We start from the raw sequence: 12,202 nt of genomic DNA, 5'->3' as shown, positions 1-12,202 counted from the left end.
AGGCCCCAAAAAAGTGCCAGCGACGTAGCACAGAGTGACAGGTGCAACTTATGAGAGAATCCCCGGCCACCGTCCTACAAGCCCCAGGGAACGTAATGAAAGCAGTGTCCGCCTCGGCCTCCCGTTACGCGATGATTCACCAAGTGTTGCGCGACGCGATCGTCAACGGCACCGCTCGGCATGGCCTGGTTTTACTGGAAGCGCCGTTGGCCGAATTGTTCGGCACCAGCCGCGTGCCGGTGCGCAAGGCCCTGGACCTGCTGCATGCCGAAGGCTTGATCTGCCGTTTCGCCGGCCGAGGTTATCTGATCAACCCCGAGGGGCTGGCCATGGAGCCGCTGCGGCTGCCGCTGAGCCATGCGCATCTGGGCCTGAACGGCGAGGCTGAACTGGTGGACACCCGGCCCTTGGGTGAGCGCATCGTCGAGGAGATCGGCGCGGCGCTGTCCACCTGCATTGCGTTCGGCCATTACCGCCTGGATGAACAAGCCGCCGCCGACCATTATGGGGTCAGCCGCGCAGTGGTACGTGAAGCGCTGATGCGCCTGCGCGACCGGGGCCTGGTGGAAAAAGAGCCTTATTCCCAATGGCTGGCCGGGCCCTTGACCGCACGGGAAGTCACCGAAGATTACGAATTGCGCGCCTGCCTGGAGCCCGAGGCCCTGCGCCAGAGCGCACCGGACCTCGACCGCGAGATGCTTGAAGCGATGTTGCGGCGGGTACTGGATGCCCAGGACAGCGCCGAGTGCAGCCTGGAAGCCATCGAACAGATCGAGGAAGACTTGCACCAGCGCTGCCTGGCCGGGATGCAAAACCGCAAGATCGCCGCACTGATTCGCCAGGGCCAGAGCCCGATGATCATCAGCCGGATTTTCTACCGTTTGCTGGGGATCGGCGCTGATCCGGCGATGTTGGCTGAACATCGCTTGATTCTGGAGCTGTTGCTGCATGGCGCGTTTGATGCGGCGGCGTTGAACCTGCGCGAACATTTGCAACGGGCACGCCAGCGGATGTTGCAGCGGTTGAAGGTGTTATCGGTATTGCCGGAGCAACCCCTACCCGCCTACCTGCACAAAATCAGCTGAATGCTCCCACATCGACCGCATGGCAGCAGATAATTTATGCAATATGTTGCTATCTCACTCCCACCATTGAAACCACTGCTGGCCCGCCCCATCTAACCTCCATACTTCCTTATGCAGGTGCCCCATGAGCGACCAGCAAGAATTCCCTGATTACGACCTCAACGATTACGCCGACCCAGAAAACGCTGAAACCCCTTCGTCCAATACCGGCCTGGCCCTGCCTGGGCAAAACCTGCCGGACAAGGTCTATATCATCCCGATTCACAACCGGCCCTTCTTCCCGGCGCAAGTGCTGCCGGTGATCGTCAACGAAGAGCCGTGGGCCGAGACGCTGGAACTGGTGAGCAAATCCGACCACCACTCCCTCGCCCTGTTCTTCATGGACACGCCGCCGGAAGACCCACGTCACTTCGACACCTCCGCGCTGCCGCTGTACGGCACCCTGGTGAAGGTGCACCACGCCAGCCGCGAGAACGGCAAGCTGCAATTCGTTGCCCAGGGCCTGACCCGCGTGCGCATCAAGACCTGGCTCAAGCACCACCGCCCACCGTACCTGGTAGAGGTCGAATACCCGCACCAGCCCACCGAGCCGACCGACGAGGTCAAGGCCTACGGCATGGCGCTGATCAATGCGATCAAGGAACTGCTGCCGCTCAACCCGCTGTACAGCGAAGAGCTGAAGAACTACCTCAACCGTTTCAGCCCCAACGACCCGTCGCCCCTCACCGACTTCGCCGCCGCCCTCACCTCGGCGACAGGTAATGAGCTGCAGGAAGTGCTGGACTGCGTGCCGATGCTCAAGCGCATGGAAAAAGTCTTGCCGATGCTGCGCAAGGAAGTCGAAGTGGCGCGCCTGCAAAAAGAACTCTCCGCCGAGGTGAACCGCAAGATCGGCGAACACCAGCGCGAGTTCTTCCTCAAGGAACAGCTCAAGGTTATCCAGCAAGAGCTGGGCCTCACCAAGGACGACCGCAGCGCCGACGTGGAGCAGTTCGAGCAGCGCCTGGAAGGCAAGGTGTTGCCGGCCCAGGCGAAAAAACGCATCGATGAAGAACTGAACAAACTGTCGATCCTGGAAACCGGCTCGCCGGAATACGCCGTGACGCGCAACTATCTGGACTGGGCCACCTCGGTGCCATGGGGCGTGTATGGCGAGGACAAACTTGACCTGAAACACGCGCGCAAGGTGCTGGACAAGCACCATGCCGGCCTGGATGACATCAAGAGCCGCATTCTCGAATTCCTCGCGGTGGGCGCCTATAAAGGTGAAGTCGCCGGTTCCATCGTACTGCTGGTCGGCCCGCCGGGCGTGGGCAAGACCAGCGTGGGTAAATCCATCGCCGAGTCCCTGGGCCGGCCGTTCTATCGTTTCAGCGTCGGCGGCATGCGCGACGAGGCCGAGATCAAGGGCCATCGCCGCACCTACATCGGCGCCCTGCCGGGCAAGCTGGTGCAGGCGCTCAAGGATGTGGAAGTGATGAACCCGGTGATCATGCTCGACGAGATCGACAAGATGGGCCAGAGCTTCCAGGGCGACCCGGCTTCGGCGCTGCTGGAAACCCTCGACCCGGAGCAGAACGTCGAATTCCTCGATCACTACCTGGACCTGCGCCTGGACCTGTCCAAAGTGCTGTTCGTGTGCACCGCCAACACCCTGGACTCGATTCCCGGCCCGTTGCTGGACCGTATGGAAGTGATTCGCCTGTCGGGTTACATCACCGAAGAAAAAGTCGCCATCGCCAAACGCCACCTGTGGCCAAAACAGCTGGAAAAAGCCGGGGTCTCGAAAAACAGCCTGAGCATCAGCGACGGCGCCCTGCGCGCGTTGATCGACGGCTACGCCCGCGAAGCCGGGGTGCGCCAGTTGGAGAAACAACTGGGCAAGCTGGTGCGCAAGGCGGTGGTCAAGTTGCTGGATGAGCCGAAGTCGGTGATCAAGATCGGCAACAAAGACCTGGAAAGCTCCCTCGGCATGCCGGTGTTCCGCAACGAACAAGTGCTGTCCGGCACCGGTGTGATCACCGGCCTGGCCTGGACCAGCATGGGCGGCGCGACGTTGCCAATCGAGGCGACACGTATCCACACGCTCAATCGCGGCTTCAAGCTCACCGGGCAGTTGGGTGAGGTGATGAAAGAGTCCGCCGAAATCGCCTACAGCTACATCAGCTCCAACCTGAAGTCGTTTGGCGGTGACCCGAAGTTCTTCGACGAAGCCTTCGTGCACTTGCACGTACCGGAAGGCGCTACGCCGAAGGACGGCCCGAGTGCCGGGGTGACCATGGCCAGCGCGCTGTTATCCCTGGCGCGCAATCAAGCGCCGAAAAAAGGCGTGGCCATGACGGGCGAACTGACGTTGACCGGGCATGTGCTGCCGATCGGCGGGGTGCGCGAGAAGGTGATCGCGGCGCGGCGCCAGAAGATTCACGAGCTGATTCTGCCGGAGCCGAATCGCGGTAGTTTTGAAGAGTTGCCGGACTATCTGAAGGAAGGCATGACGGTGCACTTTGCCAAGCGCTTTGCGGATGTGGCGAAGGTGCTCTTCTGACAAACTTCTAGCGTCTGTGAAGGCCTCTGTGGTGAGCGGGCTTGCCCCGCGCTGGGTGGCGAAGCCGTCCCTGAAAAACGCTGCGCGCTGTCAGACAAAACCTGGCGTTCGGTTTTGGGCCCGCTGCGCAGCCCAGCGCGGCAAGCCCGCTCACCACAACAAGCAAGCTCACACTCACTTCTGTCATTTCCCTCCTGTCACACCTTGTCTCATCTTCGGTTATGCTCCCCCTTCGTCGTGTATTAACGGAGCCTTCATGACCGCTGCCCGCCTGTTTCTCCCCTTGAGCCTTGCCCTGCTGGCCGGATGCGCCAGTGCCCCCAAGCAAAACGTCAGCGTGGACAACCAGAGCGCCTGCCCGCTCCAGCTTAAAACCGGGCAAAACCTGATCCTCACCCTGCCCAGTAACCCCACCACCGGCTACCGCTGGGCCATCCAGGATTCCGCCGGCGGTGTGCTGCGAGCGCTGAGCCCGGAGGTATACAGCAGCTCAGAGTCCGGTGTGATCGGCGGTGGCGGCCAATCCACCTGGCGCTTCCAGGCGTTTACTGCCGGCCAGGGCCGTTTGCGCCTGACCTCCCAACAACCTTGGGAGCCGGAAGCCGAGCCGGCCAAGACTTTCGACTGCGCCATTACGGTGAACTGATATGCCCTGGCTGATTCTTGCGTTGATGGGCGCGGCCACGTTTATCTACGGCTTGAGCACCCACGCGATGTTGCTGTGTCTGCTGGTCAAGCCGCTGCCGATATTGGCGTTGTTGGGTTGGCTGCATGACGCACCGCCCACCGACTATCGACGCTGGATCAGCCTGGGGCTGATTTTTTCCCTGGTCGGCGATGTGTTGCTGGCCTGGCCGGGCGACCTGTTTATCTTTGGTCTCGGCGCGTTTCTGTTTGCTCACCTCGCGTACCTCAAAGCCTACTTCAGCGATTGCCGTCGTTTGGCGTTGTTGCCATTGGCTCTCGCACTGGGCGTGGGCGCGATTCTGCTGAGCATCCTGATTTCCCATGGGCTCGGCGACTTGCTGATACCCGTGGTGGTTTACGCCTTGGTGATCAGCGCCATGCTCTGGCGCGCGCTGGCACGATTGGGCAGCGACGTGCCGAAACGCTCGGCAGTGTTGGCGGCGGCGGGCGCGGTGTCGTTTGTGTTTTCCGACGCACTGATCGGTATCAATCGCTTCGTGGTGGCATTCGAGGCGGCGCCGTATTTGTTGATCGCTACTTATTGGCTTGGCCAGTGGGGGATCACCGCATCAGCATTCCATCAGACAACCCGCGCACACGAGGGCCAACTTGGCTAAAATGCCGGCCTTTCCCCCATCGTCGCCGGAACAGCCGTGAGCAAAGAACCCGATCGCCTATTCGCCCAGCCCCTGCCCCAGGTGCCGGACTTCGCCTTTAACGAGGATGTGGTGCGGGTGTTCCCGGACATGATCAAGCGCTCGGTGCCGGGTTACCCCACTATCGTCGAAAACCTCGGCGTGCTGGCCGCGCAATTTGCCCAACCGGGTAGCGTGCTGTATGACCTGGGCTCTTCCCTGGGTGCCGTGACCCAAGCCCTGCGTCGCCATGTGCGCACCGAGGGTTGCCGGGTGATCGCTGTGGATAACTCGGCCGCGATGGTCGAGCGCTGCCGCGAATACCTCAATGGCCAGGACTCGATGTTCCAGGAGCTGCTGCCGGTCGAGGTGATCGACGGCGACATCCTCGCGTTGCAGTTCCAACCGGCCTCGGTGGTGGCGCTGAATTTCACCCTGCAATTTATCGCGCCCGACGAGCGCCTGGCCTTGTTGTCGCGTATTCGTCAGTCGCTGCTGCCCGGCGGTGCATTGATCCTCTCGGAAAAGCTGCGTTTCAATGACCTTGAAGAACATGCGCTGCTCACCGATCTGCATGTCGCGTTCAAACGCGCCAACGGCTACAGCGAACTGGAAATCGCCCAGAAGCGCAGCGCCATCGAAAACGTCATGAAGCCCGACAGCCTCGAAGAACACCGTGAGCGCCTGCTGGCGGCCGGCTTCTCGAAAGTCGTGCCGTGGTTCCAGTGTCTTAACTTTGCCTCGTTGATTGCCCTGCCATGATTGATCTGTCCCCCCTCGCCCGCCATTTGGTCGGTACTCCCCTGGCCGTATGGGCCCAAGGGCTGCAAGCGCAGCTCGACAGCAAAATGGAAAAAGGCCATGGCGACCTGGAGCGCTGGCAGAGTGCGTTGGATGCGCTGCCGAAGATCATGCCCAGCAACGTCGACTTGCTGAACGACCTGGTGCTGGACACCGACTGCGACGACGAAACCCGTGCGCAAATGCGCACCGCATTGTTAGGCCTGTGCCCGTGGCGCAAGGGGCCTTTTCACCTGTTCGGCGTGCATGTGGACACCGAATGGCGTTCGGACTGGAAGTGGTCGCGGGTCGCGCCGCACCTGGACCTCAAGGGCAAACGCATCCTCGATGTGGGCTGCGGCAACGGTTACTACATGTGGCGCATGCTCGGTGCCGGTGCCGACAGCGTAATTGGCGTGGACCCGAACTGGTTGTTCTTCTGCCAGTTCCAGGCGGTACAGCGCTACCTGTCCGAACCCAAGGCCTGGCACCTGCCATTCCCGTTTGAGGATTTGCCGGCGAACCTGGAAGGCTTCGACACGGTGTTTTCCATGGGCGTGTTCTATCACCGCCGCTCGCCCATCGAGCATTTGCTGGCGCTGAAGGACACCCTGGTCAAGGGCGGCGAGTTGGTGTTGGAAACCTTGGTGGTGGAAGGCGATCAGCAGCAGGTGCTGGTGCCGGAAGACCGTTATGCACAGATGCGCAATGTGTGGTTCCTGCCGTCGGTGCCAGCACTGATGCTGTGGCTGCGCCGCGCAGGATTCAGCGATGTGCGTTGTGTGGATGTGAGCGTGACCACAGTCGAAGAACAGCGTGGTACGGAGTGGATGAAGTATCAGTCGCTCAGCGACTTCCTCGACCCTGAGGATCACAGCAAGACGATTGAAGGACTGCCGGCGCCTATGCGGGCGGTGATCATCGCCAGGAAATAATCCCCAATCTCTCTGAAAAAGTGGAGATCAAAATGTGGGAGGGGGCTTGCCCCCTCCCACATTTGCTCATCCGTGTTCTTTAGATTGGCGGCTTGGCTCGGCGGGCCTTGAAGAATTCGCTCAAGACTGTGCCGCACTCTTCAGCCAGCACACCACCTTCAAACAACACCCGATGATTCAAAAAGCCCTGGGTAAAAAACTGCCCCTGGCTCTGCACAATCCCCGCCTTGGGCTCCAGCGCGCCATACACCACCCGCGCAATACGCGAATGCACGATCAACCCCGCGCACATGCTGCACGGTTCCAACGTCACATACAGCGTACTGCCCACCAGCCGATAGTTGCTGATGGCCTGGGCGGCGGCGCGGATGGCGACCATTTCGGCATGAGCGCTAGGGTCGTTGCCGCTGATGGGGCAGTTGAAACCTCGGCCGATGATTTCGCCGTCCTGCACCAGCACCGCGCCCACCGGCACTTCGCCCAGTGCCGCGCCTTGGGCGGCGAGGGCCAGGGCTTCGCGCATAAAGTCCTGGTCGCGGCTGCGGTCGATGATCGCCGTGGGGCGAATCTGGCGCATCACGCCACCTCGATGGCGGCCATCAGGCCGGTTTCCATGTGGTCGATCACGTGGCAGTGGAACATCCACACCCCCGGGTTATCCGCCACCAATGCCACGCGGGCGCGCTCGTTCTTGCCCAGCAGGTAGGTGTCGGTGAAATACGGGATCACCTTGTGGCGGTTCGAGGCGATCACCTTGAAGCTCATGCCGTGCAGGTGGATCGGGTGCTGGTACTGGGTCATGTTCTTCAATTCGAAAATGTAGCTTTTGCCCTTCTCCAGCTTGGCTATCGGGCGGTCGGCGCAGGTCTTGTCGGTGATGTCCCAGGCTTGGCCGTTGATCTGCCACAGGCTGGGCGGCTTGCCGTTTTCGACGTTGACCGACACCGAGCCGACCCACTCGAAATTGAAGTTGAGTTTTTCCGCATTGGCCAGGTCCGGCTCGGCGACCGGGTTCGCCGGCAGCGCGGGCGGCCATTCGGTGGGCGCATCGGTGTTGGCTACCGAGCGGAAGGTGCCCAGGCGCACCGGTCCATTACGGATCGACAATTCTTCACCCGCAGGCGGTGCCTTGATCGCCAGGCAGATGCGCATGCCCGGGCCCAGCCAGTATTCCTTGCCCAGCGGGCGCGGTTCGATGGGGTTGCCGTCCAGCGCGTAGATCTGCGCTTCGACGTCGGGAATGTTGATGCGGTAAGTCAGGGTGTTGTCGAGATTGAGCAGGCGCACGCGAGTGATCTGCCCGGCGGGCAAGTCGATCACTGCCTGGGACACACCGTTGATGGTCGACAGCCGCCCAGCCGTACCGCCACGCGCCGCTTCACGGGGGATGCTGAAGGCGACAAAGGCGCCCTCTTCATCGACGTGCCAGCTTTTCAGGCTGAGGGTGCGTTCGTGCTTGAAACCGGTGGGTTCGCGTTCTTCGATGATCAGCGGGCCGACCAGGCCACGGCCGAGTTCTTCGCTGCTGTTCACATGGGGGTGATACCAGTAGCTGCCGGCGTCGGGCACGCGGAATTTGTAGTCGAAGTACTCGCCGGGCAGTACCGGCAATTGCGAGACGTAGGGCACGCCGTCCATTTCCAGCGGCAGGCGGATGCCATGCCAGTGAATGGTGGTGGCGACCGGCAGGTGGTTGATAAAGCGCACCCGCAGCCATTCGCCTTGGCGCACACGCAACTCGGTACCCGGTGCCGAGGGGCCGAACGCCCAGGCTTGGGTCTTGTGGCCTGGCACCAGTTCCACGTCCAACGGTGCGGCAATCAGCTCGTAATCGTGACCCGCTTCGGATTCGGCGACTTTCCCCAGCCAGTAGCGGTAGGCGCCACCGGCACCGACGCCCACTACGGCCAGGCCTGCAAGACCACCCAGGATTTGTCGACGGGAAAAGGATCGGGACACAACAACCTCACGTATCTGCCACAGGCGCACGGCCTGCAAAGGGCAGATACGATACACCTGCATCGGCTAAACAGTAAGACTTCGCATTGCCGCACAGCTGAATTGTGGACTGCGATGAAGATCAAAAATGTGGGAGGGGGCTTGCCCCCGATTACGGTGCATCAGATAAGAGTAGGCTGACTGACACACTGCTATCGGGGGCAAGCCCCCTCCCACATGTTGATCTCCATTGAATCTTATAGTGTGCTCGCTCAGGTCCTGGAAGCGGCCAGGATCAGGGCCTTCATCTCGGCCACTGCGCCTTTGAAACCGACGAACAGCGCGTGAGCCACCAGCGCATGACCGATGTTCAGCTCGTTGATGCCCTTGATCGCGGCAACAGCTTCCACGTTGTGGTAATGCAGGCCATGACCGGCGTTGACGATCAGGCCTTCATTGAGGCCGCAGTTCACACCGTCGATGATGCGCTGCAGTTCATCCGCCACTTCAGTCGGCGTGGTGGCATCGGCGTAACGGCCGGTGTGCAGTTCGATGGCCGGCGCGCCGACGCGACGCGACGCTTCGATCTGGCGCTCGTCGGCGTCGATGAACAGCGACACTTCACTGCCGATCTTCGACAGGCGCTCCACAGCGGCCTTGATCCGCGCTTCCTGGCCGGCCACGTCGAGGCCGCCTTCGGTGGTCAGCTCCTGGCGGGTTTCCGGGACCAGGCAGATGTGCGCCGGACGGATGCGCTCGGCAAACAGCATCATTTCTTCGGTGACGCCCATTTCGAAGTTCATGCGGGTTTGCAGCACGTCCTTGAGCAGCAACACATCGCGTTCCTGGATGTGGCGGCGGTCTTCGCGCAGGTGCACGGTGATGCCGTCGGCGCCTGCTTCTTCGGCATCCAGCGCGGCCTTGACCGGATCAGGGTAACGGGTGCCCCGGGCCTGGCGCAGGGTGGCGACGTGGTCGATGTTGACGCCAAGAAGAATGCGATTGCTGGTGGTCACGGAAGCGCTCCTGAATAGGGAAAGAAACGGTGCACAGCATACACGGGGATGTCAGGGCTTTCGAAACAACTCGCGGCTGACCAGCGGCCGTCCGCCCAGGTGCACGGCCAGGGCCTGGCGCATCAGGCGCTTGGCGGCGGACAAGGCGCCCGGCGCCGTCCAATCCGCTTCGCTCATGGCCAACAGCTCAGTGCCCTGGAACAGGCCCGGTTGCAGCAGATAGACACGCTCAAGGCCAGCGTCGACTTGCAGGCGGTACATGCCATCGGCGGCGATGGGCGCGCCGTGCAGGTCGTAGTGCAGGTCGAAACCGTAGCCGAGGTCATCCAGCAGGCGCCATTCGAACGCACGCAACAGGGGTTCCAGAGGACGGCCTTCGGCCAGGGCCAACAGCGTGGCGGCGTAGTGATCGAAGACCGCTGGGTGCGGGTCTTCGGCGGGCAGCAGACGAATCAGCAGTTCGTTGAGGTAGAGGCCGCTGAACAACGCATCGCCGTTGAGCCAGGCCGACGTGCCGACGCTTTCCAGGCGGCCGACGTTTTTCAGCTCACCCTTGCCGCGAAACTCCACATCCAACGCAACGAACGGCCGCGCCAACGTACCCGCCTTGCCCCTCGCACTGCGCAAGACTGCACGCAGGCGGCCTTGGGGCGTGAGGAAATCTACCAGCGCGCTGGTCTCGCGATAGGCGCGGCTGTGCAGGACATAGGCGAGTTGGCTGGGGGGTTGGGATTGGGACATGGGTTCTCTATCTTGAAAACAATACAAACCTAATGTGGGAGGGGGCTTGCCCCCGATGGCGGTGGTTCAGTCACTTATCTATTAACTGACCCACCGCTATCGGGGGCAAGCCCCCTCCCACATTTTTTGCCCTGCCGTGTCCTTACAGGTCGCCGTAGCCCAGGGAGCGCAGTGCACGCTCGTCATCGGACCAGCCGCCTTTCACCTTCACCCACAGGTTGAGCATGATCTTGGAATCGAACAGCAATTCCATGTCTTTGCGCGCTTCGGTGCCGATGCGCTTGATGCGCTCGCCCTTGTCACCAATGATGATTTTCTTCTGGCCGTCACGTTCGACGAGGATCAGCGCATGGATATGCAAGGTCTTGCCCTGCTGCTTGAACTCTTCGATTTCAACGGTGATCTGGTACGGCAGCTCGGCGCCCATCTGGCGCATGATTTTCTCGCGCACCAGTTCGGCGGCGAGGAAGCGGCTGCTGCGGTCGGTGATCTGGTCTTCCGGAAAGAAGTGCTCGTTCTCCGGCAGGTAGCCGGCGATAACGCGCTCCAAGGCTTCGAGGTTGTGACCGTGCTGGGCCGAGATCGGCATGATCTGGGCGTTCGGCAGTTGTTCCTGCAACCAGGTCAGGTGTGGCATCAACTCGGCTTTGTCTTCGATGCGGTCGGTCTTGTTCAGCGCGACGATCAATGGCCCGGTGACGTACTGCACGCGCTCAAGGACCATCTGGTCTTCGTCAGTCCACTTGGTGCGGTCGACCACGAAGATCACCACGTCGACGTCTTTCAACGCCGCCGAAGCGGTCTTGTTCATGTAGCGGTTCAGGGCTTTCTCGCCGCCTTTGTGCATACCAGGGGTGTCGACGTAGACCGCTTGCACGGTGCCTTCGGTCTTGATGCCCAGCATGTTGTGGCGAGTGGTCTGTGGCTTGCGCGAGGTGATCGCGAGCTTCTGGCCGAGGATGTGGTTGAGCAGCGTGGACTTGCCCACGTTCGGGCGGCCAACGATGGCAACATAGCCACAGCGTGTTGCGGTTGAATCAGTCATGGCCATTCTCCACGCCCAGGGCAATCAGTGCTGCAGCGGCCGCTACCTGTTCGGCAATACGACGGCTCACACCCTGACCTCGGCTTTTTTCATTCAGTAAGGTGATTTCACATTCCACGAAGAATACGCGGCAATGGGGCTCACCCTGGATATCCACCACTTCGTAGCGTGGCAGTTCGCAACCACGGGACTGCAGGTATTCCTGCAGGCGGGTCTTGGGATCTTTGTTGGTGTCGACCAGCGTGAGGCTTTCAATCTCCGAAGCCAGCCAGGCGACCACGCGCTCCTTGGCCGTTTCCATCCCTGCATCGAGGTAGATCGCACCGATCAACGCTTCGAGGGCATCGGCCAGGATCGACTCGCGACGGAAGCCGCCGCTTTTCAATTCGCCGGACCCCAGGCGCAGGTACTCACCCAGGCCGAAACCACGGGCCAGTACGGCAAGGGTCTCACCTTTTACCAGGCGCGCGCGCAAGCGCGACAGCTGGCCTTCGCGCGCTTGGGGGAAGCGTTCGAACAGCGCCTCACCGGCGGCGAAATTGAGAATGGCATCACCGAGGAATTCCAGGCGCTCGTTATTACGCCCTGCAAAGCTGCGGTGTGTGAGGGCAAGGATCATCAATTCCTGATCCTTGAAGGTGTAGCCGAGCTGGCGCTCTAAACGACTTAGCGAAACGGTCACGGTTTATCCATACCTAGTTGCTGCATATCTAGTGGGTGGCACCGGCGGCCATCGACGATTGACGCAGTGTTCAAATTCACATCCTGATGGTTACAGCCTGGAGCCGGAATTGT

At 61.3% G+C, this 12,202-nt stretch carries 12 protein-coding genes; 6 read left to right on the top strand and 6 right to left on the bottom strand.

Going from position 1 to position 12,202, the window contains the following annotated elements; all coding sequences use genetic code 11:
* The first annotated feature begins 95 nt into the window (after positions 1-95).
* The 6 genes from DNK50_RS08980 (at position 96) to cmoB (ending at position 6,667) form a co-directional block, all read left to right on the top strand.
* Entirely contained in the window at positions 96-1,085 is a 990-nt protein-coding gene (locus DNK50_RS08980) for a GntR family transcriptional regulator (protein ID WP_099585014.1), read from the top strand.
* Positions 1,086-1,209: 124 nt separating this feature from the next.
* Positions 1,210-3,630 (top strand): endopeptidase La, encoded by a 2,421-nt coding sequence (gene lon / locus DNK50_RS08975; protein WP_099585013.1) that lies wholly within the window; start codon positions 1,210-1,212, stop codon positions 3,628-3,630.
* A gap of 256 nt (positions 3,631-3,886) precedes the next feature.
* Positions 3,887-4,276, top strand: a complete 390-nt coding sequence (locus tag DNK50_RS08970) for a protease inhibitor I42 family protein (RefSeq protein ID WP_112193631.1) — start codon at positions 3,887-3,889, stop codon at positions 4,274-4,276.
* 1 nt (position 4,277) lies between these two features.
* Entirely contained in the window at positions 4,278-4,934 is a 657-nt protein-coding gene (locus DNK50_RS08965) for a lysoplasmalogenase (RefSeq protein WP_112193628.1), read from the top strand.
* A 36-nt stretch (positions 4,935-4,970) separates the two neighbouring features.
* The gene (gene cmoA / locus DNK50_RS08960; RefSeq protein WP_099585010.1) at positions 4,971-5,714 is read left to right on the top strand and encodes a carboxy-S-adenosyl-L-methionine synthase CmoA; all 744 of its coding nucleotides are present in this window, start codon (positions 4,971-4,973) and stop codon (positions 5,712-5,714) included.
* A complete protein-coding gene (gene cmoB, locus DNK50_RS08955; RefSeq protein WP_099585009.1) occupies positions 5,711-6,667 on the top strand; it encodes a tRNA 5-methoxyuridine(34)/uridine 5-oxyacetic acid(34) synthase CmoB in 957 nt (318 codons plus the stop codon). Before cmoA ends, cmoB begins: the two co-directional genes overlap by 4 nt.
* A 79-nt stretch (positions 6,668-6,746) precedes the next feature.
* Here cmoB and tadA read toward each other — a convergent pair whose 3' ends face one another.
* The 6 genes from tadA to rnc all read right to left on the bottom strand — a co-directional run bounded on the left by tadA (position 6,747) and on the right by rnc (position 12,089).
* Entirely contained in the window at positions 6,747-7,244 is a 498-nt protein-coding gene (tadA, locus tag DNK50_RS08950; RefSeq protein WP_112193627.1) for a tRNA adenosine(34) deaminase TadA, read from the bottom strand.
* The gene (locus DNK50_RS08945) at positions 7,244-8,626 is read right to left on the bottom strand and encodes a multicopper oxidase family protein (RefSeq protein ID WP_099585030.1); all 1,383 of its coding nucleotides are present in this window, start codon (positions 8,624-8,626) and stop codon (positions 7,244-7,246) included. The genes tadA and DNK50_RS08945 overlap by 1 nt, the downstream gene beginning before the upstream one ends.
* Before the next feature lie 251 nt (positions 8,627-8,877).
* The gene (pdxJ, locus tag DNK50_RS08940) at positions 8,878-9,621 is read right to left on the bottom strand and encodes a pyridoxine 5'-phosphate synthase (RefSeq protein WP_099585007.1); all 744 of its coding nucleotides are present in this window, start codon (positions 9,619-9,621) and stop codon (positions 8,878-8,880) included.
* A gap of 51 nt (positions 9,622-9,672) precedes the next feature.
* A complete protein-coding gene (gene recO, locus DNK50_RS08935) occupies positions 9,673-10,362 on the bottom strand; it encodes a DNA repair protein RecO (protein ID WP_099585006.1) in 690 nt (229 codons plus the stop codon).
* A gap of 142 nt (positions 10,363-10,504) precedes the next feature.
* Entirely contained in the window at positions 10,505-11,407 is a 903-nt protein-coding gene (era, locus tag DNK50_RS08930) for a GTPase Era (RefSeq protein WP_043204836.1), read from the bottom strand.
* Complete coding sequence (gene rnc, locus DNK50_RS08925; protein ID WP_032886446.1) at positions 11,400-12,089, bottom strand: ribonuclease III; 690 nt, start codon at positions 12,087-12,089, stop codon at positions 11,400-11,402. The genes era and rnc overlap by 8 nt, the downstream gene beginning before the upstream one ends.
* Between the last annotated feature and the right edge of the window lie 113 nt (positions 12,090-12,202).

Source organism: Pseudomonas sp. LG1E9, assembly GCF_003290225.1.
In the GTDB taxonomy this organism is placed as follows: Bacteria; Pseudomonadota; Gammaproteobacteria; order Pseudomonadales; family Pseudomonadaceae; genus Aquipseudomonas; species Aquipseudomonas cyclaminis.
This window is presented reverse-complemented; position numbering and strand designations above follow the sequence as displayed.

Excerpts from the sequence above, each read along its gene's own strand:
- cmoB (WP_099585009.1), top strand. The coding sequence starts at position 5,711 with ATGATTGATCTGTCCCCCCTCGCCCGCCATTTGGTCGGTACTCCCCTG.
- DNK50_RS08965 (WP_112193628.1), top strand. The coding sequence starts at position 4,278 with ATGCCCTGGCTGATTCTTGCGTTGATGGGCGCGGCCACGTTTATCTAC.
- DNK50_RS08970 (WP_112193631.1), top strand. The coding sequence starts at position 3,887 with ATGACCGCTGCCCGCCTGTTTCTCCCCTTGAGCCTTGCCCTGCTGGCC.
- era (WP_043204836.1), bottom strand. The coding sequence starts at position 11,407 with ATGACTGATTCAACCGCAACACGCTGTGGCTATGTTGCCATCGTTGGC.
- tadA (WP_112193627.1), bottom strand. The coding sequence starts at position 7,244 with ATGCGCCAGATTCGCCCCACGGCGATCATCGACCGCAGCCGCGACCAG.
- recO (WP_099585006.1), bottom strand. The coding sequence starts at position 10,362 with ATGTCCCAATCCCAACCCCCCAGCCAACTCGCCTATGTCCTGCACAGC.
- DNK50_RS08980 (WP_099585014.1), top strand. The coding sequence starts at position 96 with ATGAAAGCAGTGTCCGCCTCGGCCTCCCGTTACGCGATGATTCACCAA.
- lon (WP_099585013.1), top strand. The coding sequence starts at position 1,210 with ATGAGCGACCAGCAAGAATTCCCTGATTACGACCTCAACGATTACGCC.